Below are 24,488 nucleotides of genomic sequence, written 5' to 3'. Positions count from 1 at the left end.
CGCCTCAGAGCTCGATCGAGTACATCCGCGACCCGTCGACCTTCTCGTAGCCGAGGCTCGCGTAGAGCCCGTGCGCGCCCGAGGGGTTCTCCGTGTCGACGTCGAGCTCGGCGTACTGCATGCCGTCGCGCGCGTAGGCCGTCATCGCGGCCTCGAGCAGCGCGACCGAGATCCCGCGGCCGCGGTGGCTGCGGCGCACGCCCAGCAGCTCGGTGTAGCCCGAGGTGTACCCCTGCACGGGCCAGTCCTGCTCGTACTTGCCCGAGACGAGGTAGCCCGCGACGAACGGGCCGGCGTCGTCGACGATCGTGTCGTCGACGATCGTGAAGCTCCACGCGGGGGCGAACGTCGCCCGACCCTTCGCCCAGCTCTCGGGGCTGCGCGGCTCGCTGCCCCAGTGGTCACGGAACGCGTCGTTGTGCGCGAGCCGCGCCGCCTCGTCGACGTCGTCGGACCACGGCACGAGCCGCAGTCCCGCGCCCAGCGGCGCGGTCGGGACGGGCAGGGTCAGGTCACGGCGCAGGTTCGAGTAGTAGCGCAGCGCGGTGAACCCGGCCCGCTCGTACACGGCCTTCTCGGCCGCAGGCGCGTCGTCGTCCACGTAGGCCGCGATCCGCGCGGGCAGCTCCTTGCCGGTCTCGACGAGCGCCTGGCGCGCCCGTGCCTCGAGCCACGCGACGACCGCCCGCCCGATCCCCTGCCGCCGCACCGCCGGGTGCACGCCACCCTCGATCGACGCCCGCACCGTGCGCTCGTCGGCCGGGTAGGTCTCGACCCACGCCCAGGCCCGGAACGCGCCGTCCGCGTCCACGCCGACGCGCGAGTTCGCGACAGGGTCCTTCCACGACCCGTCGAACTTCTCGTCGACCTCCTCGGGCGAGATGCGGTACCGGGCGCCGTCGGCCTCCTGCCCGGCGATGATCAGTGCGGTCAGCGCCGGCACGTCGTCACGGGTCAGCGCCCGCCAGGTCAGGGCGTCGGGCAGGGGCGGCAGGTCGCGGGGTGCGGCGACACGCTCGGCGAGGGAGGTCATGCCTCGAGCGTAGGTCGGGGGCCGCCGTCGGGCACGGGATTAAGCGGGGAACCGGCGCCGGGCGGACGACGCGTGCCCGGCCTCGCGCCGCCGTGGACGGCACGGCGTGAGCCGGCGCGCGCCCGCCTAGAATCGTGGCATGCCCTCCCCCGCGCTGACCCCCCGTTCCGCCGCCCTGCTCGAGGCGGTCCGCACCCGCGTCGTCGTCGCCGACGGCGCGATGGGCACGATGCTCCAGGCGCAGGACCTCACGCTCGAGGACTTCCAGGGCCTCGAGGGCTGCAACGAGATCCTCAACGTGACCCGGCCCGACGCGATCGCCGCGGTCCACGACGCCTACTTCGAGGTCGGCTCGGACTGCGTCGAGACGAACACGTTCGGGGCGAACTGGTCGAACCTGTCGGACTACGAGATCGACGACCGCATCACCGAGCTCGCCGAGGCGGGCGCACGCATCGCGCGCGAGCGGGCCGACCACTGGTCGACGCCCGACAAGCCGCGCTGGGTGCTCGGCTCGATGGGCCCCGGCACCAAGCTGCCGAGCCTCGGGCACACGACCTACCAGCACCTCAAGGACACGTTCGCGCTCCAGGCCGTCGGCCTCGTGCGCGGCGGCGCCGACGCGATCCTCGTCGAGACGAGCCAGGACCTGCTGCAGACCAAGGCGGCCGTCAACGGCTCGCGCGCGGCGATGGTCGAGCTCGGCATGAGCGTTCCCGTGTTCGTGCAGGTCACGGTCGAGACGACCGGCACCATGCTCATGGGCTCCGAGATCGGGGCGGCGCTCACGACGCTGCAGTCGCTCGACGTCGACGCGATCGGGCTCAACTGCGCGACCGGCCCCGCCGAGATGTCCGAGCACCTGCGCCACCTGTCCAAGCACGCCACGATGCCCGTGACGTGCATGCCGAACGCGGGCCTCCCGGTGCTCGGCAAGGACGGCGCCTCGTACCCCCTCACCCCCGCCGAGCTCGCCGCCGCGCACGCCCAGTTCGCGCGCGAGTTCGGCCTGGGCCTCGTGGGCGGGTGCTGCGGCACGACGCCCGAGCACCTGCGCCAGGTCGTGGAGGCCGTGGGCGGGCAGCCCGTCGCGCCTCGCACGCCCGAGCGCGAGAACGGCGTCGCGAGCCTCTACTCGCACGTCGACTTCTCGCAGGACTCGTCGTTCCTCGCGATCGGCGAGCGCACCAACGCCAACGGCTCCAAGGCGTTCCGCGAGGCCATGCTGGCCGGCGAGTGGGACGAGTGCGTGCAGATCGCGCGCACCCAGACCCGCGAGGGCGCGCACCTGCTCGACGTGTGCATCGACTACGTGGGCCGCGACGGCGTCGAGGACGTGCGCGCGATCGTCTCGCGGTTCGCGAGCGCGTCGACGCTGCCGCTCGTGATCGACTCGACCGAGCCCGCCGTGATCCAGGCCGGGCTCGAGCTGGTCGGCGGCCGCGCCGTCGTCAACTCGGTCAACTTCGAGGACGGCAACACTCCGACGTCCCGGTTCCAGCGGATCATGCCGATCGTCAAGGAGCACGGCGCCGCGGTGATCGCCCTGACGATCGACGAGGAGGGGCAGGCCCGCACGACCGAGACGAAGGTCGCGATCGCCTCGCGCCTGATCGACACGCTCGTGGACGACTGGGGCATGCGGCTCGACGACATCATCGTCGACACCCTCACGTTCCCCATCGCCACGGGGCAGGAGGAGACGCGCCGCGACGGCATCGAGACCATCGAGGCGATCCGCGCGCTCGTCGCCAAGTACCCCGGGGTGCACACGACGCTGGGCGTGTCGAACGTGTCGTTCGGTCTCAACCCGGCCGCGCGCACGGTCCTCAACTCGGTGTTCCTGCACGAGTGCGTCCAGGCGGGCCTCGACTCCGCGATCGTGCACGCCGCGAAGATCCTGCCGCTGAACAAGATCCCCGACGAGCAGCGCCAGGCCGCGCTCGACCTCGTGTGGGACAAGCGCGTGTACGACGACGCGGGGAACCTCACGCACGACCCGCTCTCGCACCTGCTCGACCTCTTCTCGGGCGTCGACTCCGCCGCGCTCAAGGACCAGCGCGCCGCCGAGATGGCCGCGCTGCCCGTGGGCGAGCGCCTCGCGCGCCGCATCATCGACGGCGAGGGCAAGGGCCTCGAGGCCGACCTCGACGAGGCGCGCGCAGGCGGCACGAGCGCGCTCGCGATCGTCAACGACCACCTGCTCGAGGGCATGAAGGTCGTCGGCGAGCTGTTCGGCAAGGGCGAGATGCAGCTGCCGTTCGTGCTGCAGTCGGCCGAGGTCATGAAGGCCGCGGTCGCGCTGCTCGAGCCGCACATGGAGAAGTCCGGGGCTGCGGGCAAGGGCACGATCGTGCTCGGCACGGTGCGCGGCGACGTGCATGACATCGGCAAGAACCTCGTCGACATCATCCTGACCAACAACGGCTACGACGTCGTCAACATCGGCATCAAGCAGCCCGTCTCGGCGTTCATCGAGGCCGCGGAGCAGCACGACGCCGACGTGATCGGCATGTCGGGCCTGCTCGTGAAGTCGACGGTCGTCATGAAGGAGAACCTCGAGGAGCTCAACGCCCGCGGCCTCGCCGGCCGGTACCCGGTGCTGCTCGGCGGCGCGGCCCTGACCCGCACGTACGTCGAGGACGACCTCGACGCGGTGTACGACGGGCAGGTCCGGTACGCGAAGGACGCGTTCGAGGGTCTGCGTCTCATGGAGCCGCTCGTGCGCGTCGCACGCGGCGAGGCGCCGGACGCCGTCGGGCTGCCCCCGCTCAAGAAGCGCCGCCACGCCGCGGTGACCGTGACCGAGACGCCGCTCGAGGACCTGCCCGCGCGCTCCGACGTCGCGACCGACAACGAGGTCCCGACCCCGCCGTTCTGGGGCACGCGCATCGTCAAGGGCATCGCGCTCGCCGAGTACTCGGCGCTGCTCGACGAGCGGGCGACGTTCATGGGCCAGTGGGGCCTCAAGCCGGGCCGCGGCGAGGACGGCAGGTCGTACGAGGAGCTCGTCGAGACCGAGGGCCGCCCGCGCCTGCGCGAGTGGCTCAGCCGCATCGCGGCCGAGGGCATGATGGACCCGTCGGTGATCTACGGGTACTTCCCCGCGTGGTCCGAGGGCGACGACGTGGTCGTGGCCCACCACGGTCCGGGCCTGGCGGGAGGCACGGCGCCCGACGGCGGGTCGGGCGGCGAGCCCGGCACCGAGCGGCTGCGGTTCACGTTCCCGCGCCAGCGCCGCGACCGGCACCTGTGCCTCGCCGACTTCATCAAGCCCAAGGAGTGGGTCGAGGCCACCGGCCGCTACGACGTGCTTCCCGTGCAGCTGGTGACCATGGGCGACGCCGTCGACGCGCACACGGCCACGATGTTCGCCGCGAACCAGTACCGCGACTACATGGAGCTGCACGGCCTGTCGGTGCAGCTCACCGAGTCGCTCGCCGAGTTCTGGCACGCCCGCGTGCGTGAGGAGCTCGGGTTCGCCGGCGAGGAGCCCGGGACCGTCGAGGGGTACTTCAAGCTCCAGTACCGCGGGGCGCGCATGTCGCTCGGCTACCCCGCGTGCCCCGACATGGAGGACCGCCGCAAGGTCGTCGAGCTGCTCAGGCCCGAGCGCGTGGGCGTGGTGCTGAGCGAGGAGCTGCAGCTGCACCCCGAGCAGTCGACCGACGCGTTCGTGCTCCACCACCCGGAGGCGAAGTACTTCAGCGTCTGAGAGGAACCAAGGTCGGAAACGCAATGGGAGTACATGGTCATCGGAGGGATCTCCACGACGATCGCTGAACCCTGGATCTTCACCCGCGCACGCGTCAATTCTGACCGCCTGCGCGCTTAGCCTTGGTTAGCGCATGTCGCGCTTCGGAGAGGAACTCAGTTGGTCGCGATCAAGACGTACCTGCGCCCGGGCGTCGTGGCTATGCTTCTCCTCGGCTTGCTCACCTCAGGCTGCGAAGGTCCGGTAGCTGTCTCCGACGCCAGCCATCCCCCAAGGGCACCTAGCGCTCTGGACCATCCGACAATGCCATCACCCTCAGACGCCCCCAGCCCTTCCGTTACTGTGCCGCCAATCGCCGTCACAAGCGCTTTGGCGAACGTCCGTGAGGCGCCAGAGTGCGACGCCACTGCCCTCGTCAAACTTGAAGCGGGCGCACCTGTTCAGATTGCAGGTGATCCAAGATCTGGCTGGTACCCAGTAGAGATCTCGGGACTTGAGGGGTGGGTGGCGGGAAGCGTGCTCGACGGCCCCGGGATACCTGAAATCGCGCAGCTATGCGGAGACGCGACCTCGGCAGTAGAGACCAGCGAGCAAGCGAATGTCCGTGTGGCGCCGTCATGCAGCGCAAAGGTGGTGACCAGGCTCGCGGCCAACACGAGTGTAGAACTGACCGGCGACCCGCAGTCGGGCTGGTACCCCGTCAAGGCAGGCGACCTCGAAGGATGGATCGCTGGGAGTCTGCTCTCTGGTCCTGAGGTCCCTCAGATCGGGCAGCTCTGCGGATCGACAATCGCAGATCAGCTCTCGTCAACAGCGGCTACGGAACCGATCGGAAGCGTACGAATCTACGGCCCGGAAGGAGGCGGAAACTACGGACAAGGATTCGCGGACGGAGAATGCTCCAACTGGCACGTCCGGGTTGTGAACCAGTCGAATACAGCGATCGCGGGCTTTACCTTCACTTCGGTCGAGGCGGAATACGTCAATGGATACTCCGACGCAAGCACGCAGGTTACTGCCCAGGCTCCCGCGCCAGTGCAGGTCGACGCCTACGTGGCGCCCGGGACCGAGCAGGACGTTCGCTTTCGGGCCTGCACGTCGACTCCCTACCCGGGAAGCGGCTTCGACCTTGGAGTCACACCCTCGAACACGATCATCTATCACTGGGTGACGGGGCGAGATGGCTCTTCGAACTTTGGCTGGTAGGCATCGCGCCCTTGCCTTCCGCGCGCCGGGCCGAGGCATCGACGCTACTGAGACGTGCCAGTCTCGGTCCGGCTGGCCTCGGACGTGACTGAATTGCGGAGTGTCGCCGCGGTTTAGGTGGCGGTGAGTACCACTTCTGGGACCGCAGTCGCATGTGTCATCTCGCGCACTCGAGGCGCAGCATTCGTTCCAACCGTGCCGCGGTCGCCGGCGCCCAGACCTTCGCAAGGTCCGGGCGCCGTGCCGTCTGTCCCTCGGCGCCGCCGTTCCGCCCTACGGCAGCACGATCTCGAAGTCCGGGTCGGGCGCGTCGATGTACCCGCGCAGCCGCGCGAGCACGCCGACGTCGCCCTCGACCCGGGCGCCCGCGTCCGCGGGGTCGGCCGCGGTCAGCGCCGCGAAGAGCCGGCTCGCGGGCACCGTGATGGTGAGGTCCGCGGCTCCGGCGCCCGGCGACGCGGTGTGCGTCAGGACGCCGTTGTTCAGGCTGAGGCGGTAGGTCACGCCGTCGTCGGGCAGCGCGACGTCGATCGTGAGGGAGTCGTCCCACGCGCCGGGGCCGTCGATCTGGACCGCGATCGCGTCGAAGACCTGCGGCGGCGTGAGCTGGGCGAACGTGTCGGCCGAGCGGCTCGACACGGGCGTCCCGAAGTTCCCGTGCCGCAGCTCGTGCGCACCCGCGAGGTAGACGTTGCGCCAGGTGCCGTTCTCGGCACCGTAGCCGAGCTGCTCGAACGTGTCGGCCAGGAGTGCCTTGGCCTCCGCGTTGTCGGGCTCGGCGAACACGCAGTGGCCCACGACCTCGGCGACCCAGCGCAGGTCGCCCTCCTCGAACGAGCGCCGCGCGCGCTCGAGCACCGCCGGGACGCCGCCCATGTACTCGACGTAGCGCGTGGCCTGGTTCTCGGGCGTGTGCTGCCACAGGTGCGCCGGGTTGCCGTCGTACCAGCCCATGTAGCGCTGGTAGATGGCCTTGACGTTGTGGCTGACCGAGCCGTAGTAGCCGCGCGCGTGCCAGGCGTTCTCGAGCGCCGGCGGCAGCGTGATCATCTCCGCGATCTCGGAGCCGACGTAGCCCTTGTTGAGCAGACGCAGCGTCTGGTCGTGCAGGTACGCGTACAGGTCGCGCTGCAGCGAGAGGAACTCGACGATGCGCTCGTTGCCCCAGGTGGGCCAGTGGTGCGGCGAGAAGATCACCTCGGCGTCGCCGCCGAACAGGTCGATCATCTCCTGCAGGTAGTGCGCCCACGCGTGCGCGTCGCGCACCTCGGCGCCGCGCAGCGTCAGCAGGTTGTGCTGCGTGTGGGTCGCGTTCTCGGCGACACACAGCGCGCGGTGCTCGGGCAGGTAGAAGTGCATCTCGGCGGGCGCCTCGGTGCCGGGCGCGAGCTGGAACACCATCCGCACGCCGTCGACCGTGTGCTCCTGACCCGTCGCGGTGACGTCGACGGTGGGCGTGATGAGCGTGATCGACCCGGTCGAGTTCGTCTGCCCGAGGCCGACGCCGACCTGCCCGCGCGGGCCGCGGTCGAGCACTGTGCCGTACATGTAGGCGATCCGCCGCGCCATGGCGCCGCCCGCGTAGACCCACTCGCTCGCGAGGTGCCGCACGAGCCCCTCGGGCGCGATCACGGGGCACCGGCCGGCGTCGACGTCCTCCTGGGTCGTCACGCCGCGCACGCCGCCGTAGTGGTCGGCGTGGCAGTGCGTGTAGATCACGCCCGTGACCGGACGCTCGCCGCGGTGCTCGCGGTAGAGCGCGAGCGCGGCCGCGGCCGTCTCCGCCGAGACCAGCGGGTCCACCGCGATGACGCCCGTGTCGCCCTCGATGAACGTGAGGTTGGACGCGTCGAACCCGCGCACCTGGTAGACGAGGTCCGGCACGACCTCGTAGACGCCCTGCATCGCGGTGAGCGTCGACTGGCGCCACAGGCTCGGGTTGACCGTCGGCGGGGCGTCGCCCTCGAGGAACGCGTAGGAGTCGTTGTCCCACACGACCCGCCCGTCGGCGTCGCGCACCACGGCCGAGGCCGCCGAGCCGAGCAGGCCGCGCCGCGCGTCGTCGAAGTCGGCGACGTCGTCGAACGGCAGCGAGGCAAGGACGTCGCGGTGCTGGGCGAGGATCGGGTCGATGGGGTCCTTCGAGAGCTCGGTCATGATGCCTTTCCCTGGTGGACGGTGGGCGGTGCGGGACCGACCGGCCCCGGGGACACCCTGCACCCGCAGCCTAGGGGTGCGGCGCCACGGGCGCGCACCGTGTCCCGGTCCCGGTCCCGGTCCCGTGGCCCGCGACGGCTCAGGCCGTCGTCGGCGCGAACGTCCCGTGCCGGTTCGCCCGGGCGAGCACGGCGATCACGGCCGGCCCGAGGACGACGACCGCGCCGGCGTTGACGACCGCCCGCACCGTGTCCCACGTGAGCGTCGAGGTCGCGAGCGTGAACGCGGTGAAGCGGCGCAGGTTCTCGGCCACCCCCGCCCCCGGCACGTACGAGATCGCCGTGCCCTCCCCGAGCGCGAACGGCCAGAACCACAGGTTCATGAGCGCGCCGAACGCGTAGCAGGCGAGCGCGGTGTAGACCGCGAGCGCCGCGACGGTCGGCGCACGGCGCGCCCTCGTGGCGGGCAGCGCTCCCCCGCCGCCGGCCCGGACACGACCCCGCCGTCCGGCCCCCGGCGCGCCCAGCACCCGCCCGAGCAGCCCTGCGCCGCCGCCCACCCAGGCCGCGGCGAGCGCCTGGAACGGCAGCCAGGGGCCGACACCCGCGGTCAGCAGCGCGGAGGCGAGCAGGGTGAGCGCACCGAGCGCGAACCCGAACGTCGGCCCGTAGACGTAGCCGGCGAGCACGAGCAGGAAGAACACGAGCTCGACGCCCCCGGTCCCGGCGCCGACGAGGCGCAGCACGCTGCCGAGCGCGGCGAGCATGCCCAGCACGGCGACGGTCCGCGCGTCCATCCCGGCGGCGTCGAACGTGGACAGGACGAGCACGACGAGCGCCGTCGCGAGCACGACGACGAGCCAGGGGGCGTCCTGTCCCGTGGGGCGGGGAGCGACCTCGGCGGCGAGCGGCCACGCGAGCACGCCCAGGCCGACGACGCTGGTCAGGAGAAGCACGACGCGGCGCACGAGCACCGCGGTGCGGGCCGAGGTCACGGCGCGCCCGGGACGTCGTCGAGCCGCAGCCAGTCGGGTCGCACACGGCTGACCTGCGGCGCGAACGCAGGGTTCGACGTCAGGACGTCGCGCGCGGGCCCGTCGACGACGACCTCGCCGTGCGCGAGCACCACGACCCGGTCTGCGAGGGTCGCGGCGAGCTCGACGTCGTGCGTCGCGACCGCGACCGCGCGGCCGTCGCGAGCGAGGTCACGCAGCAGGTCGACGAGCTCGGCCTTGGCGGGCGCGTCGAGGCCGCGGGTCGGCTCGTCGAGCAGCAGCACGGGGGGCGCCGGGGCGAGCTGCACGGCGAGACCGAGCGCGAGTCGCTGCCCCTCGGACAGGTCGCGCGGGTGCGTGTCGCGGTCGACGCCGGGGGCGAGCCGGTCGAGGATCTCCCCGGTCGGTGCGCTCCCGTCGGGCGCACCGACGTCACGGTCGGACGCCGCGAGCTCGGCCCCGACGCTCTCGCGCGGCAGGAGCAGGTCGACGTCCTGCGGGACGAGGCCGACGACGCCGCGAGCCGCGCGGGGCTTGAGCGCGGCCGGGTCCTGCCCGGCGACGTCGACCGTCCCGCGCTCGCGGCGTCGTGCGCCCTGCAACGACCACAGGAGGGTCGACTTGCCCGAGCCGTTGCGTCCCATGAGCACGGTCACCTCGCCCGCGTGCAGGTCGAGGTCGACGGCGTCGAGCGCGACGAACGCGCCGTAGCGCACGGTAAGGCGCCGGGCGCGCAGCACGGCCGGCGACCCGGCCGTCGCGGGCGTCGGTGTCGCTGGCGTGGGCGTCACGGGCGTCGGTGTCGCTGGCGCGGGCGTCACGGGCACCGGCACGGCGTCGGCCTCCGCCGCGGCGAGCGCCCGCCGTGCGTCGCGGACCGACAGCGGTGCGTCGTCCCAGCCGAGCCGGTCCGCGAGCCGGACGACGGGTGGCGCGAACGGCGTCCCGCGCAGGCCCGCGGGCGGCAGGGCCCGTACCCGTCCGTCGTCGCGCACGTGCACCACGACGTCGACGAGCGAGGCGATGCGCTCGACGCGGTGCTCGGCCACGACGACCGTGAGGCCGAGGTCGTGGACCAGGCGGTGCAGCGTGCCGAGCACCTCCTCGGCGCCGACGGGGTCGAGGGCCGACGTCGGCTCGTCGAGCACGAGCACGCGGGGCCCGGACGCGACGACCGTCCCGATGGCGACGCGCTGCTGCTGGCCGCTCGAGAGCGTCTCAAGCGCACGGTCGCGCACCGCGTCGAGCCCGAGCAGGTCGAGGGTCTCCTCGACCCGGCGGCGCATGGTCGGCGCGTCCATGCCCTGGTGCTCGAGCCCGAACGCGAGCTCGGCCTCGACGGTGCGCGTGACGAACGTCCGGGCGGGGTTCTGCGCGACGTACCCGACCACGGGCGCGAGGTCCCGCGTCGGGGTCGTGGCGACGTCGACGCCGCCGACGCGCACCGCGCCGCGCAGCACCCCGCCCGAGGCGCGCGGGACGAGTCCGTCGAGCGTGCGCAGCAGTGTCGACTTGCCGGCTCCCGTGCGCCCGACGACGAGCGCGAACGTGCCGTCGGCGAGGTCGAGGTCGACGTCGCGCAGCACCGGGACGCCCTCGACGTACTCGACGCTCACGCCCTCGAGCGACACCGCGCCGAGCCCTCGGTCCGGTCCGTTCATGCCGCGCCCTCCGTCCGTGCCGATGGTTCCCCGCGCGCCGCTCGTGCGCGCACCGTTCGTGGGTCCGCCGTGCCGGACGTGCGCGGTGCGGGCGGCATCCCGACGCTCAGTGCGCCGAGCGGCACGAGCGCCGCGCCGAGCGCGAGCCAGGTCGGTTGCGTCACGGGGGCGCTCGCGAGCACGACGCCGGCCGCGAGCACGCCCGTGCCGACGACGACGCTCGAGCGCAGCGTCCACGGTGCCGGGCGGTGGACGGTGCGCGCGGCGACGGGCAGCACACGGGCAGCGACCGCCCCGGACACGACCGCCGCGCCGAGGAACGCCGCGACCGCCCAGCCGGGGGCGCTCGCGTCGAACAGCGCGAAGGCGGCGAGGCCCACGCACGCGACCGCACCGAGGGTCAGCGCTCCTTGAGCGAGCCGGCGGGCGGGCGTCGCGGCCGTCGGGCCCGGACGCACGGAGCCGTACCCGCGCACCTCGAGCGCGTCGCCGAGCGCGAGGGAGTCCTCGAGGGTGCGTGCGAGCACCGGTACGACCACGGCGCGCAGCCCTCCCCCGCCGCGCAGACGCCGTGCGTCCCGGACCGCGGCGGCGACGCCGGCGAGGCGCCCGAAGACCCCGACCGCGACGACGAGCGCGGTCGCGACCCCCGTGAACGCGCGCGGCGCGTACCGGAGCAGCTCGACGGGGTCGGCGAGCGTCGTCGCCGCGCCGACCGTCACGACGAGGACCGCGAGCTGGATCCCGACGGCGAGCCCGCTCGCGAGGGCACCCGTGGTCACGGGGCCGAAGAGCGTGACCGAGCCGATCGTCCACTCGGGCAGGTCGACCAGCACGGTGCCGCTCGGCGCGGAGGGCAGGATCACGCGCACGAGCGTGCGCACGAGCAGGATCGACGCCGCGAGCAGCAGGTACGGCACGATGGTGCGCGCTCCCGGCGCGCGGCACGCGACGGACACGAGCACGACGGCCGCGCCCAGCACGAGCAGCACCGTCACGTCGAGCACGAGGGTCGCGGTGACGCACACGAGCAGCGCCCACACCCACCACGCGACCGGGTGCACGCGCGGACCCCCGCCCGCACGGCGCCGCGGGCGTGCGGGGAGCACGGGCGCCGCCGAGCCCACCGCCGTCACGGGCGCCTGCGTCGGGCCACGACGACGCTCGCGGCGACCAGCCCGAGGACGAGCACGACCCCCACGACCACGGGCACCGGGACCACGAGGGCACCCTGGTCGACGCCGTCGACGTCACCGGACCCGGTGTCGTCAGCGCCGTTGTCGGTGCCCGCGCCCGACGCCGCCGAGGCGAAGGCCGCCTCCGGGGCCACCCGGGGCGCGACGTCCGACGCGGGGGCGCTGCCGTCCGCGGACGACGTGCCGAACCTCAGCCCGAGGGCGTCCCCCGGGTACAGGGTGAGGTCGGCGACGCCGGTCGTGGCGTAGGTCCAGTCCTCGCCCGCACGCGCGACCCAGAGCGTCCAGTAGGCCTGCGTGCTCGGGGTGTCGGCGCACGCCTCGACCAGCGTGTCACCGTCGGGCAGGTCGATCACCTCGTCCGCGGTGGGGCGACCGTCGACCCGGCACACGAACGACGGGCCCCAGCGCGCCGTTCCCTCGACGTCGATCCCGGCACCGTCCAGCACGTCGAGCCCCGAGCGGTGACCGTCGCCGGGGTCGCACGCGACGGTGGCGTCGTCCGCGCCGTCCGCGCCGTCCGCGCCCGGGAGCACCCCCAGGTCGACGACGACGGCGACGCCGCGGCACGCGTCGTCCGCGACGTCGCTCCCCGTCGCGTGCGCCGGGGCAGCGACGAGCGACACCGCCGTGGCGCCCAGGGCCGCAGCGCACGCGATGCCGCGTGCGGGGCCTCCGCGTGCGCGCATGCTCATCCCCTCGTCCCGGCCGCGGTGCGGCGTCGCTGGTCAGTCAAACAGACCGGCGAGCCCCGTACCTGCCAGAGCGAGGGCGCCCTGCGTCGTGCTGCGCACGTCGGCGGTGCCGGCGAGCGTCAGGGCTCCGGCGTCGGCGCCCTCGGTCACGGCCTGCGCCGCGACCCAGCCCTGGGCGTCGGCCGCGTCGACGCCCGCGTCCTGCAGCGCGGCCGCGACGACCCCGGTGCTGTTGACGCTCGCGGCCGCCGGGTCACCGGTCTGCCAGAACGCGCCGTCCGCGTCGGTCTCGGCGACAGTCCCGAGCCAGTCGGTCGCGGCGCTCACGGCGTCCGCGTCGGCGTCGGCCGCGACCAGCGCGGAGACCGCGAAGCCCGTCGCGTCGACGTCGGAGACGCACTCGGCCGCCTCGAGGGTCGCGGAGAACCCGCCGTCGTCGCACTGCTGCGCGATCAGGTAGTCCACCGCGCCCGCGTCCGCGCCGTCGCCCGCGACGGCCTGCGCGAGCACGCCCCACGACTGCGAGATGGTCTGCGAGTAGTCGTCACCGCCCTGGTCGGAGAACCGGCCCGAGTCCTGCTGCGTGGCGGCGAGCTCGGCGAGCAGGTCACGGCCACCGAGGTCGGTCGGGTCGACGTCGGCCGCGGCGAGCGTCGCGGCGAGCTTGGCCGTCGAGCCGGCGTACTGCGTGGTGCCGTCGCCCACGTAGGCCGCGACGGTCGCCGGGTCGGCGAGCGTCGCCGCGACGTCGGCGGCCTGCGGGTCACCGACGGCGACGAGCGCGAGGACGAGGTCGGCCGTCAGACCCTGGTCCGGGTACGCGACCCCGTCGAACTCGGTCTCGAGCAGCCCCGAGTCGCCGAGCTTTCCGGCGGCCCACGTCGCGGCCGCGGCGGCCTGCTCGGTGAACGCGGAGCCGCTCGTGGCGGTCGCGGTGGTCGACGCGGTCGCGGTGCTCGCGCCGCCGTCGTCGTCGGAGCACGCGGCGAGCGTGCCGACGAGGGCGAGGGTGGTGGCGCCCGCGAGGGCGCGCGCGACGAAGGTCTTCGATGCAGTGTGGGTCACGCGGGCCATCCTACGAGGGCGACCGCATGGTGGACGCGATCGTCTCAGGGACGTTCGTCACGCTCGACCGCCCCGCGCGGGCTCAGGCGTCGATGCGCGCCCGGTCGAGCCCCTGCGCACCCTCGACGATGAACTGCTTGCGCGGCGCGACGTCGCTGCCCATGAGCAGCTCGAACACGCGCTCGGCCGCCTCGGCGTGCTGTGCCGTCACGCGGCGCAGGGTGCGGTGGCGCGGGTCCATCGTCGTCTCCGCGAGCTGGTCGGCGTCCATCTCGCCCAGTCCCTTGTAGCGCTGGATGTCGTCCTTGTAGCGACGCCCCGCACGGTCGAGCTTCTTGAGGGTCGAGGCGAGCTCCGCCTCGGAGTACGTGTAGATGTACTCGCCCTTCTTGCGACCCGAGCCGACGACCTCGATCCGGTGCAGCGGCGGCACCGCGGCGTACACGCGGCCCGCGTCGACCATGGGCCGCATGTAGCGGAAGAACAGCGTGAGCAGCAGGGTGCGGATGTGCGCGCCGTCGACGTCCGCATCCGTCATCAGCACGATCTTGCCGTAGCGCGCCGCGTCGAGGTCGAACGAACGGCCCGACCCGGCCCCGATCACCTGGATGATCGCGGCGCACTCGGCGTTCTTGAGCATGTCGCTCAGCGAGGCCTTCTGGACGTTGAGGATCTTGCCGCGGATCGGCAGCAGCGCCTGGAAGTCGGAGCTCCGGGCGAGCTTCGCGGTACCGAGGGCGCTGTCCCCCTCGACGATGAACAGCTCGCTGCGCCCGACGTCGGTGCTGCGGCAGTCCGCGAGCTTGGCGGGCAGCGACGACGACTCGAGCGCGTTCTTGCGCCGCGAGATCTCCTTCTGCTTGCGCGCGCTGATCCGCGCGTTCATCTCCGCGACGATCTTGTCGAGCAGCAGCGCGGCCTGCGTCTTGCCGTCGCGCGTGGTCGCGTTGAACCGTGCCGTGAGCTCGGACTCGATGACGCGCGCCACGATCGCGCGCACGGGCGCGGTGCCGAGCACCTCCTTGGTCTGCCCCTCGAACTGCGGCTCGGCGAGACGCACGGTCACGACGGCCGTCAGGCCCGCGAGCGCGTCGTCCTTCTCGATGCGCTGCGAGGTGTCCTTGGTCGAGACCTTGAGCCGGCGCGCGTTCGTCTCGACGGCCTTGCGCACGACCTTGAGCAGGCCCGCCTCGAAGCCGGCGAGGTGCGACCCGCCCTTGGGCGTCGAGATGATGTTGACGAACGAGCGCACCTCGGTGCCGTAGCCCGAGCCCCAGCGCATCGCCACGTCGACCTCGCACTCGCGCTCGACCGGCTGCGGGCTCATGTGCCCGCGCTCGTCGAGCACGGGCACGGTCTCCGTGAACGTCCCCGAGCCCGTCAGATGCCACGTCGCGGTGACCGCGGTGTCGGGTGCCAGGAAGTCCGCGAAGTCGACCGTGCCGCCCGTGTGCTGGAAGGACTCCTCGACCGGGCCCGCCTCTCCCGGCGTCCCGGGGACGCCACGCTCGTCGCGCAGCGTGATGCGCAGGCCCGGCACCAGGAAGGTCGTCTGACGGGCGCGCGTGACCAGCTCGTCGTACGAGAACACGGCGTTCTTGGGGAAGATCTGACGATCCGCCCAGTAGCGCACGCGCGTGCCCGTGACGCCACGCTTGGCCTTGCCCACGATCTCGAGCTCGGAGCGGTCGACGAACGGCGTGAAGACCGCGTCCGGGTCGGGCCCGGACGCCGGGTCCGCGAACCGGCCGGGCTCGCCCCGGTGGAAGGTCATGCGGTGGACCTTGCTCGCGCGGTCCACCTCGACGTCGAGGCGTGACGACAGCGCGTTGACGACCGACGCACCCACGCCGTGCAGACCGCCCGACGCGGTGTAGGAGCCGCCGCCGAACTTGCCGCCCGCGTGCAGCTTGGTGAACACGACCTCGACACCCGTCAGGCCCGTCTTCGGCTCGACGTCGACCGGGATGCCTCGGCCGTTGTCCTCGACCGTGACCGACGTGTCGGCGTGCAGCACCACGCGAATGTCGTCGCAGTTGCCCGCGAGCGCCTCGTCGACCGAGTTGTCGATGATCTCCCACAGGCAGTGCATGAGGCCGCGCGAGTCGGTCGACCCGATGTACATGCCCGGACGCTTGCGGACCGCCTCGAGACCCTCCAGGACGGAGAGGTGGCGGGCGGTGTAGCTGGAGTCGGGCGCGGTCGTCGTCACGGTGCCCCAGCGTAGACGAGGCGTGCGACAACTCGAACCCGCCCCTCCGGCCGGCCCCGGACCCGCCGCACGGCGACGACCGGGCGTGGGGGCGACGTCCGACACCTGCGCCGGGACCGCGCACGGACCACGGCCGCGGGACGTGCCGCGCACCGAACCTCCGCACGGCTACGCGCGGAGCGAACCGGGGTCCCACGGGCCCCGCGAGGTGGTTACATGGTCCTGTGACTGCTATGACGACTGAACCGGAACCGCTGACCGCCGCCGACCGCTGTGACCGGTGCGGTGCCCAGGCGTACGTCCGCGTCGTGCTCGAGCACGGAGAGCTGCTCTTCTGCGGGCACCACGGCCGCGCCCACGCCGGCGCCTACACCGAGCTCGCGACCCTCGTCCAGGACGAGACCGACAAGCTCCTCGCCGAGCACGGGAGCGCCTCGGCCCGCTGAGACCCGCGCGCGTCGCAGGACGACGCCGCACGAACGACAGCACGCACCAACGACAGAACCCCGCCCGATCGTCGATCGGGCGGGGTTCTTCGCGTCCCGGCCGGTCGCGCGCGCGGCGCGACCGGTCGGGACCAAACAGACGACCAGGATCAGTCGAGGTAGTCGCGCAGCACCTGCGAGCGGCTCGGGTGACGCAGCTTCGACATCGTCTTGGACTCGATCTGACGGATCCGCTCGCGCGTGACGCCGTAGACCTTGCCGATCTCGTCGAGCGTCTTGGGCTGACCGTCCTGCAGGCCGAACCGCATGGACACGACGCCCGCCTCACGCTCGGAGAGCGTGTCGAGCACCTGGTGCAGCTGCTCCTGCAGGAGCGTGAAGCTCACGGCGTCCGCCGGGACGACGGCCTCGGAGTCCTCGATGAGGTCGCCGAACTCGCTGTCGCCGTCCTCGCCGAGCGGCGTGTGCAGCGAGATGGGCTCGCGGCCGTACTTCTGGACCTCGACGACCTTCTCGGGCGTCATGTCGAGCTCCTTGGCGAGTTCCTCGGGCGTGGGCTCGCGGCCCAGGTCCTGGAGCATCTGCCGCTGGACGCGGGCGAGCTTGTTGATGACCTCGACCATGTGCACCGGGATGCGGATCGTGCGCGCCTGGTCGGCCATCGCGCGGGTGATGGCCTGGCGGATCCACCACGTCGCGTATGTCGAGAACTTGTAGCCCTTGGTGTAGTCGAACTTCTCGACCGCACGGATCAGGCCGAGATTGCCCTCCTGGATCAAGTCCAGGAACAGCATGCCGCGCCCCGTGTAGCGCTTGGCGAGCGAGACGACGAGCCGCAGGTTGGCCTCGAGCAGGTGGTTCTTGGCGCGGCGACCGTCGTGCGCGATCCACTTGAGGTCACGCTCGGTGCGACGGTCGAACTCGTCGCCCGACGCCAGACGCTCCTCCGCGAACAGACCCGCCTCGATGCGCTTGGCGAGGTCCACCTCCTGCTCGGCGTTCAGCAGCGCGACCTTGCCGATCTGCTTGAGGTAGTCCTTGACCGGATCGGCCGTGGCGCCCGCCGTGACGACCTGCTGGACCGGAGCGTCGTCCTCGTCGGCGTCGGAGACCACGAAACCGCGGTTCTCGTCGCCCTCGGAGGCCTCGACCTTGACGGTCGGCTCCGGGACGTCCTCCTCCACGACCCCGTCGGGCTCGGGCACGCGGGGGGCCTTCGCGGCGGCCTTGCGCGGTGCGGCGGCCTTCTTCACGGGCGCCTTGCGCGTCGTCTTCTTCGCGGGGGCGTCGGACGACGCGTCGCCGAGGTCGTCCTCGAACGCGTCGTCGAGCTCGACGTCCGGCTCGTCGGGCGCGTCCGCGGGTGCGGCCTTCGCCGCCTTGGTCGCGGCCGCCTTGGTCGTCGCGGCCTTCGCCGCGGTCTTCGGAGCAGCCTTCGCGGCGGCCGTCTTGGTCGACGTGCCGGCCTTCGCGGTCGACCGTGCGGCGGGCGCGGCCTTCTCTGCCTCGGTGCCCGACGCCTCGGCGGTGCGCGCCTTGGCGGTCGTGCGCGTGCGCGCCGTCGGGGTCGTGTTCGCCGCGACCGCGGCCGTGGGCAAGTCGACCTCGACACCCGCACCGGCGAGCGCGCGGAACACCGCCTTCAGCCGCTTGGCGTCACCGACGCCGGCCGCCTCGCACGCCGAGCGGAACGACTCCGCGTCGACGCGTCCGGTCGCTGAGCCTCGACGCAGGAGGTCTTGGAGGGCAGGGTTCTCGAACTCGCGCGGCAGCGCGGGGATCTGCGAGGTGGACGCCACGAATGACCTTTCGGCAATCAGTCGGAGGGGGCGGGGACGACCGGGACCGGGGCGCACGACCACGACGCGGTGGGTGGGCCGTCGTCGTCGGCGAGGCGCTTCGGGCCGGTGTTCTCCCTCTATTGTACCGGGCAACCAGGCGCAGACCACGCTGCACGGGGCGTCCGGCGTGGCCGTCGTCACGTCGACGGCGGCATCGGGCACGGTGCTCGCAGGGCACAACACGGCACGGGCCGTGACAATTCCCGCGCCCGGGGCGTCGGCCGCCTCCCGGACGTCAGCGCCGGTCGGGCTTGACCGCGAGCACCGGGCACGGCGCCTCGAGCAGGATCCGCTGCGCGTTCGAGCCGAGGATGAGCTTGCCGACGGGGCTGCGGCGGCGCAGACCGATCACGAGGAGGTCGGCCCCGGACTCCTCGGCGGTCAGGACGAGGTCCTCCGCGACGTCGGTGCTGTCGGAGATCACCCGCACCTCGTGCTCGACCCCCTCGTCGGAGAGCCGCGCGCCCAGCGCCGCGAGGTCGGCCTCGTGGTCGCCCGCCGAGGCGCCCTCAAGGGTGCCCTTGCGCCGGCTGACGACCACCACGAGCCGTGCGCCGGTGCGACGCGCCTCGGCGATCGAGGCGTCGAGCGCCTCCTGCCCCTCGGGGGTGGCCAGGTGGCCGACGACGATCGTCATGCGTCCTCCGTCGTGCGCTCGTGCGTCCTGCCGACGCGGGCGGTGCTCGCCGACTCGCGAGCCCTCAGTCCACGACCGTACCCGACCAGGGGGTCCTGCCGTCGCCCGGGTGCTCCGCCCGGACCCAGCCGGGCGGGAGCCCCGCTGCGAGCGCGCTCTCGAGCAGTCGCGCGAGCCGGTACGACGGGTCGGCGTCGAGCGCAGTGCCGAGGCGCTCGCGCGCGAGCCCCCCGTCCCCGTGCCACCAGGCCAGGAGCCCGAGCAGGGTCGCGGGTGCCGCCCGCACCGGTCCGCGCGAGTGCGCCAGGACGGCCTCGAGCACCTCGCGCGCGGGGCCGGTGATCGAGGCGTCCGGGTGCACCCCGCGCTCCGCGTCGACGATCGCCGCGATCGCGTCCGCGGTGCCGCGCGTGACCGCCGGCGCGTCGTCCGCACGGACCGTCGACTGCGCCGTCCTCCCGCCTCCCGGGACGAGGGTCAGCAGCACCGCGTCGCGGACGGCGACGCACGTCAGCGCCCCCGCGACGCGGCCCAGCACGACCGCGGGCACGGCCGGGGCCGACCGCGCCGCGGCGTCCTGCGCGGACCCGACGCCCGGCGCTGCGACCTCGCCGCCCACGGCCGCGAGCGCCCGCTGCCACGCGGCGAACCCCTCGACGCGCCACGCCAGGTGCTGAGCACCCGTGACGTCGCCGGCCCGCTCCCCGCGCGCGCGGAACCGTTCGCAGGCGCGGCGCGCCGACGTGACGGACTCGGGCCGCGCGGCCGGGACGCGGTAGGCGGCCTCGCGCGTGGGCGCCGGCGCCTCGCCCGCGAGGACCAGCCGGGCCGCGACCCGGGTCGCCTCGAGGTCGCGCACGGGCCTGCCGCCGTCGGGGCAGCACCCGGGACACTCGACGCACGCGTACACCGACGGGGTCACGACCCACGCGTCGGCGACCTCGAGCCCGCGGGAGCCGGCGCGCACGCGCGCCAGCACGCGGGCCGCGAGAGCTCGGGCGTGGCCGAGCGGAGCGTCGGCGTAGACGACCAGGAGCGCGGAGGCCGCACCGTCGCGGTGCAGGCCGTCGACGAGCGTGCGCACCGCGGGCGTGCGGCCGAGGACGTCGGCGGTGTCGGCGCGCGCGACGAGCCCGACCGTCCGGCCGCGCACCGAGACCAGGACGACGGACGCGGCCGGGCGGAACCCGAGCCGGAAGGGGACGTAGGCGAGGAGCTCGGCCGGGCTGTCGGCCCGCAGGATCGTGGTCATGCACCCATCGAACGGCGCGACGCGCCCCTCGGGGCCGCTCCGGGCGCCCGATGTGGACATCGCCGACCTGTGGACGACCGCTCGGCGGTGGCCCTGCGACCGCGCAGCCCCGCGACGTCGCTACCGTATCCGGGTGATCTCCCCCGCTCCCCCCTCCCGCGGCGCCACGAGCGACGTCCGCGCGCCGCGACGGGCCGCCCGCGCTCGCACCGGTGCCCTCACGGTCGCCGCGCTCGTCGCGCTCGCGCTCGGTGGGTGCTCGCAGGACGCCCCGACCGAGGACCGTGCGGGCGCGAGCACGAGCCCGGCGCCCGGCGTCGTCGACCTGCCGACCTTCGGGCCGACCTCGTCGGTCGGCGGGCTGGCGCCGGACTTCCCGGGCGAGACCGTGCCCGCCCCGCCGGACGCGACGGTGCTCGCGAGCGCCGCGACGCCCGGCGGCACGACCACCGCGTTCTCGCTGAGCCTGTCCGTCCCCGGGGCGGCGGCCGACGTCCTGGCGTTCTACGACGACACCTTCGACGGTGCGGGCTTCGACACGGCGAGCCCCGAACCCGCACAGGGGACGGCCGGGCAGCGCCTGTACACGCGCACGACGAACCCCTCCTCGGCCGACCGCACCGACGAGGCCGTCACACTCGTCGTGATCGAGACCGACGGGAGCTGCCTGGTGTCCCTCTCGGGCGACGTCGTGCCCTGACCGCGGCCGCGGCGCGCGGTCGCCTAGGCTGTGGGCGTGCCCACGCCCAGCCCGTCCACCCGTCCCGCTCCCCCGAGCGCCGGCACGCTCGTCGACCTCGAGGACGTCCGCGCGGACGTCGACGCGAGCGTCGAGTCGCGCGTGCGGCGGCTCGCCGACGAGCTCGCGCACGTGGGTGACGCGACCGGGCCGCTTCTCGAGGAGGCCGGGCACCTGCTGCGCGGCGGCAAGCGGCTCCGCGCAGCCTTCTGCTACTGGTCGTGGCGCGCGCACGCGGGCGACCCCGCGGACCGGCCGGCGGTGATCGGTGCCAGCGCCGCGCTCGAGCTGTTCCAGGCCGCCGCGCTCGTGCACGACGACGTCATGGACCGCTCCGACACGCGTCGCGGTCGACCGTCCGCGCACCGGGCGTTCGCCGCGGCGCACCGCGCCGAGGGCTGGCTCGGGGACGCCGACGACTTCGGCACGAGCGCCGCGATCCTGCTCGGCGACGTCCTGCTCATCGCCTGCAACAGCCAGTTCGCGGACGTCGCGCGCGACGTCGACCCGGCGTCCGGCCTTCGCGCGCGCGAGCTGTTCGACCACATGCAGACCGAGGTCACCGTCGGGCAGTTCCTCGACGTGCGCGCGCAGTCGGTGCCCTGGGGCGAGGACCCGGCCGCCGCCGAGCAGCGCGCCCGCGCGGTGATCCGCGCGAAGTCGGCCCGCTACTCGGTCGAGCACCCGACGACGATCGGCGCGGCCCTCGCCGGCGCGGCACCCGACGCGATCGCGCGCGCCGCGGCGTTCGGCCTGCCCGTGGGCGAGGCGTTCCAGCTGCGCGACGACCTGCTCGGGGTGTTCGGCGACCCCGCCGTGACGGGCAAGCCCGCGGGCGACGACCTGCGCGAGGGCAAGCGCACCGTGCTGCTGTGCCGTGCGCTGCAGCACGCCGACCGTGCCGGCCGCGCACTGATCCTCGGCCGGGTCGGCGACCCGGACCTCACGCAGGCGGACGTCGACGACCTGCGCACCGTCGTCGACGCGACGGGGGCCACGGCGGCCGTCGAGGGGCTCATCGACGAGCTCACGGCCACGGGGCTCGCTGCGCTCGAGGAGGCCGGGCTCGGGGTGACCGGGCTCGACGCCACGGCCGCCCGCACGCTGCACGACCTCGCCGTCGCGGCGACGCGCCGCACGGCCTGAGGCCGCTCGCGCCGTCCGGCATCGACCGGGCCGTCAGCCCAGGGTCTGCGCGACCCGCCGCACCTCGGACTTGCGCCCCTCGAGCAGCGCGTCCAGCGGCGTGGTGCCGAGGGCGTCGTCGACGGTGAAGAGCCAGACGATGATCTCCTCGTCGTCCAGGCCGAGGTCGCTCAGGACGGCGATCGTGCCGGGCAGCGTGGAGAGCACGACCTTGCGCGTGTCCTCGTCGGCACCGGCCCGGGCCTGCCCGCGCGCGACCGAGTCCTCGTGGCGCGTCACCACGAACCGGGCGGGCACCTGGAACGTGTTGCGCTCGCCGCGGCGGGCACCCACGACGCGCCGGTCGCCGGCCACGCTCCGGGCGTTGCCGGGCTTGGTGCCGAGCGCCTCGGCGAGCTCGGGAAGGGTCATCCAGTCGGTCACGAGGTCGTCGAGGTTCACCGCCCCAGCCTACGGCCCCGCGCGGCGGGGCTTCGCCGTGGCACACCGTTCGCGCTCTACGATGCACGCGTGAGCACTGTGACGTCGGATCCCCTCGTCGGCCGCGTCGTCGACGGCCGGTACCGCGTCGTGTCCCGGATCGCGCGGGGCGGCATGGCGACCGTGTACCTGGCCGTCGACCAGCGCCTGGACCGCGAGGTCGCGCTCAAGATCATGCACGCGCACCTCGCCGACGGGACCGAGGGGGTCGACTTCACCTCCCGGTTCAGGCGCGAGGCGCGCGCCGCGGCACGGCTCGCGCACCCCGGCCTCGTCGCGGTGTTCGACCAGGGCGTCGACGGCGAGACCAGCTACCTGACCATGGAGTACGTCGACGGCGCGAACCTGCGCCGCACGCTGCACCACACCGGCACGTTCACGGTCGCGCAGACGCTCGACACGCTCGAGGCGATCCTCGACGCGCTCGCCGCCGCGCACCGCGCCGGCCTCGTGCACCGCGACATCAAGCCCGAGAACGTCCTCGTCGACACCGCAGGGCGTGTCAAGGTCACGGACTTCGGGCTCGCGCGCGCCGTGACGGAGGCGACCACGACGACCACGGGCACCGTGCTCGGGACCGTCGCCTACATGGCGCCCGAGGTGATCCGGGCCGTGGGCTGCGACGCCCGCTCCGACGTCTACTCGGTCGGGATCCTGGCGTACGAGATGCTCGTCGGGGTCCCCCCGCACGGTGGCGACACCCCGATCCAGGTCGCGTTCCAGCACGTCAACCACGACGTCCCCACCCCCTCGGGGGCGGTCCCCGCGCTGCCCGTCGAGATCGACGAGCTCGTGTGCGCCCTCGCGGCGCGCGACCCGCAGGACCGCCCCGTCGACGCGGGCGCCGCGCTGCACCTGGTCCGTTCGACCCGCGCGGCCCTCGACCCCGCGGACCTCGACGTGCGCCGCGAGTCCGCGCCGCGGCCGACGTCCGAGGGCGACGCGAGCCTCGACGCGATCCCGACGACCGTCTTCGGCGCGCTCGACGACGAGACGCGGGCCGTGGCGATCGCGCGCGCGGGCGGCACGCGTGCGCTCGAGCTCATCGGCACCGGGGCCGAGACCGAGTCGGTCCCGCGCCCCCGCCGCCGCAGGGCGTCCAAGGTCCTCGTGTGGCTGCTCGTCGTGCTGCTCGTCGTCGCGGGTGCGGGCGGCGGTGGTGTCTGGTGGTTCACCCGCGGCCCCGGCGCGTACACCAGCGTCCCCGACGACCTCGTCGGCGCCACGCGCGCCGAGGCGAGCGAGCGCGTGGGCGCGGCAGGTCTCGACGTCACGACCTCCGAGGCGCACGACGACGACGTGCCCGCGGGGGCGGTCGTCGCGACCGACCCCGGCGAGGGCGAGCGCGTGCGCAAGGACGGCAGCGTCGGCCTCGTGCTCTCGCTGGGCGTCGAGATGCTCACCGTGCCGGACGACCTCGTCGGGGAGTCCGAGGCGGACGCCGCCGACGCGCTCACGACCGCCGGCTTCGAGCTCGGCGAGGCCGAGCACACGTTCGACGACGACGCCCCGACGGGCAGCGTCGTCGACGTCTCGGTGCCCGAGGGGACGCAGCAGCGGCACGACACCGTCGTCGTCCTGACCGTCTCCGACGGGCCCGCCCCCGTGACCGTCCCCGCCGTCACCGGACTCGAGAAGTCGGCGGCGGTCGACCAGCTCACCGGGGCGGGCCTCGACGTGAGCACGACCGAGGCCTACGACGAGAAGGTCCCGAGCGGCGAGGTGGTGAGCCAGAGCCTCGAGGCCGACTCGCAGGCGCACCGTGGCGACGAGGTCTCGGTCGTCGTCTCGAAGGGCCCGCCGCTCGTCGAGGTGCCCAAGGTCGTCGACATGAAGGTCGAGGACGCGACCGCGACCCTCGAGAAGGCGGGCTTCACGGTCGAGATCAGCGAGCTGTTCGGGACGCGACCGCTCGACCGGGTCCTGTTCCAGGACCAGGACCCCGGCGCCGAGATCCCCAAGGGCAGCACCGTCAAGCTCACGGTCACCTGACCGCGGCGCGCGCCGTCCAGC

At 73.6% G+C, this 24,488-nt stretch carries 18 protein-coding genes; 6 read left to right on the top strand and 12 right to left on the bottom strand.

Features of this window, described 5'->3' with window-relative positions:
• Positions 1-4 precede the first annotated feature (4 nt).
• The gene (locus CLV28_RS07795; RefSeq protein WP_100422744.1) at positions 5-1,033 is read right to left on the bottom strand and encodes a GNAT family N-acetyltransferase; all 1,029 of its coding nucleotides are present in this window, start codon (positions 1,031-1,033) and stop codon (positions 5-7) included.
• A gap of 139 nt (positions 1,034-1,172) precedes the next feature.
• Here CLV28_RS07795 and metH point away from each other — a divergent pair, with 139 nt between their 5' ends.
• The gene (gene metH / locus CLV28_RS07790; RefSeq protein ID WP_100422743.1) at positions 1,173-4,748 is read left to right on the top strand and encodes a methionine synthase; all 3,576 of its coding nucleotides are present in this window, start codon (positions 1,173-1,175) and stop codon (positions 4,746-4,748) included.
• Between the two features lie 303 nt (positions 4,749-5,051).
• A complete protein-coding gene (locus CLV28_RS07785) occupies positions 5,052-5,954 on the top strand; it encodes an SH3 domain-containing protein (RefSeq protein WP_170062643.1) in 903 nt (300 codons plus the stop codon).
• Between the two features lie 273 nt (positions 5,955-6,227).
• Here CLV28_RS07785 and CLV28_RS07780 read toward each other — a convergent pair whose 3' ends face one another.
• The 7 genes from CLV28_RS07780 to CLV28_RS07745 all read right to left on the bottom strand — a co-directional run bounded on the left by CLV28_RS07780 (position 6,228) and on the right by CLV28_RS07745 (position 15,934).
• Entirely contained in the window at positions 6,228-8,111 is a 1,884-nt protein-coding gene (locus CLV28_RS07780; RefSeq protein ID WP_100422741.1) for an alkyl/aryl-sulfatase, read from the bottom strand.
• A gap of 139 nt (positions 8,112-8,250) precedes the next feature.
• Positions 8,251-9,105, bottom strand: a complete 855-nt coding sequence (locus CLV28_RS07775; protein ID WP_100422740.1) for an ECF transporter S component — start codon at positions 9,103-9,105, stop codon at positions 8,251-8,253.
• On the bottom strand, positions 9,102-10,766 hold the full coding sequence (locus CLV28_RS07770) for an ABC transporter ATP-binding protein (protein ID WP_100422739.1): 1,665 nt from the start codon (positions 10,764-10,766) through the stop codon (positions 9,102-9,104). The genes CLV28_RS07775 and CLV28_RS07770 overlap by 4 nt, the downstream gene beginning before the upstream one ends.
• The gene (locus CLV28_RS07765; protein WP_100422738.1) at positions 10,763-11,902 is read right to left on the bottom strand and encodes an energy-coupling factor transporter transmembrane component T family protein; all 1,140 of its coding nucleotides are present in this window, start codon (positions 11,900-11,902) and stop codon (positions 10,763-10,765) included. Before CLV28_RS07765 ends, CLV28_RS07770 begins: the two co-directional genes overlap by 4 nt.
• Positions 11,899-12,651, bottom strand: a complete 753-nt coding sequence (locus CLV28_RS15500) for a hypothetical protein (protein WP_157802563.1) — start codon at positions 12,649-12,651, stop codon at positions 11,899-11,901. The genes CLV28_RS07765 and CLV28_RS15500 overlap by 4 nt, the downstream gene beginning before the upstream one ends.
• A 39-nt stretch (positions 12,652-12,690) precedes the next feature.
• Positions 12,691-13,722, bottom strand: coding sequence for a peptidase (locus tag CLV28_RS07750; protein ID WP_157802562.1), 1,032 nt, complete (start codon positions 13,720-13,722; stop codon positions 12,691-12,693).
• An 82-nt stretch (positions 13,723-13,804) separates the two neighbouring features.
• Positions 13,805-15,934: a DNA gyrase/topoisomerase IV subunit B gene (locus CLV28_RS07745; protein WP_100422734.1), complete on the bottom strand. Its 2,130-nt coding sequence runs from the start codon at positions 15,932-15,934 to the stop codon at positions 13,805-13,807.
• A gap of 233 nt (positions 15,935-16,167) precedes the next feature.
• On the opposite strand from CLV28_RS07745, the gene CLV28_RS07740 reads away from it, so the two are divergent.
• Complete coding sequence (locus CLV28_RS07740) at positions 16,168-16,380, top strand: DUF7455 domain-containing protein (RefSeq protein WP_100422733.1); 213 nt, start codon at positions 16,168-16,170, stop codon at positions 16,378-16,380.
• Positions 16,381-16,529: 149 nt separating this feature from the next.
• Here CLV28_RS07740 and CLV28_RS07735 read toward each other — a convergent pair whose 3' ends face one another.
• From CLV28_RS07735 to CLV28_RS07725, 3 genes are all read right to left on the bottom strand, one after another.
• Positions 16,530-18,179 carry an RNA polymerase sigma factor gene (locus tag CLV28_RS07735; RefSeq protein ID WP_100422732.1) on the bottom strand — a complete coding sequence of 550 codons (1,650 nt, stop codon included), beginning with the start codon at positions 18,177-18,179 and terminating at the stop codon, positions 16,530-16,532.
• A gap of 277 nt (positions 18,180-18,456) precedes the next feature.
• Positions 18,457-18,858: a universal stress protein gene (locus CLV28_RS07730; protein ID WP_100422731.1), complete on the bottom strand. Its 402-nt coding sequence runs from the start codon at positions 18,856-18,858 to the stop codon at positions 18,457-18,459.
• A 64-nt stretch (positions 18,859-18,922) separates the two neighbouring features.
• On the bottom strand, positions 18,923-20,110 hold the full coding sequence (locus CLV28_RS07725) for a DUF4192 domain-containing protein (RefSeq protein ID WP_100422730.1): 1,188 nt from the start codon (positions 20,108-20,110) through the stop codon (positions 18,923-18,925).
• A 133-nt stretch (positions 20,111-20,243) separates the two neighbouring features.
• Between CLV28_RS07725 and CLV28_RS07720 the strand changes: the two genes are divergently transcribed.
• Together CLV28_RS07720 and CLV28_RS07715 are read left to right on the top strand one after the other, a co-directional pair.
• Positions 20,244-20,810, top strand: coding sequence for a hypothetical protein (locus CLV28_RS07720; RefSeq protein WP_100422729.1), 567 nt, complete (start codon positions 20,244-20,246; stop codon positions 20,808-20,810).
• A 36-nt stretch (positions 20,811-20,846) separates the two neighbouring features.
• Positions 20,847-21,995 (top strand): polyprenyl synthetase family protein, encoded by a 1,149-nt coding sequence (locus CLV28_RS07715; protein WP_100423080.1) that lies wholly within the window; start codon positions 20,847-20,849, stop codon positions 21,993-21,995.
• A gap of 33 nt (positions 21,996-22,028) precedes the next feature.
• Here CLV28_RS07715 and CLV28_RS07710 read toward each other — a convergent pair whose 3' ends face one another.
• Positions 22,029-22,436, bottom strand: a complete 408-nt coding sequence (locus CLV28_RS07710; RefSeq protein ID WP_239073084.1) for an Rv2175c family DNA-binding protein — start codon at positions 22,434-22,436, stop codon at positions 22,029-22,031.
• A gap of 69 nt (positions 22,437-22,505) precedes the next feature.
• Between CLV28_RS07710 and pknB the strand changes: the two genes are divergently transcribed.
• Complete coding sequence (gene pknB, locus CLV28_RS07705; protein ID WP_100422728.1) at positions 22,506-24,467, top strand: Stk1 family PASTA domain-containing Ser/Thr kinase; 1,962 nt, start codon at positions 22,506-22,508, stop codon at positions 24,465-24,467.
• The last annotated feature ends 21 nt before the right edge of the window (positions 24,468-24,488 follow it).

It is taken from the genome of Sediminihabitans luteus (assembly GCF_002797595.1).
GTDB lineage: Bacteria > Actinomycetota > Actinomycetes > Actinomycetales > Cellulomonadaceae > Paraoerskovia > Paraoerskovia lutea.
Note: the sequence above shows the minus strand (reverse complement) of the source record. Positions and strands in the feature narration are given on the sequence as shown.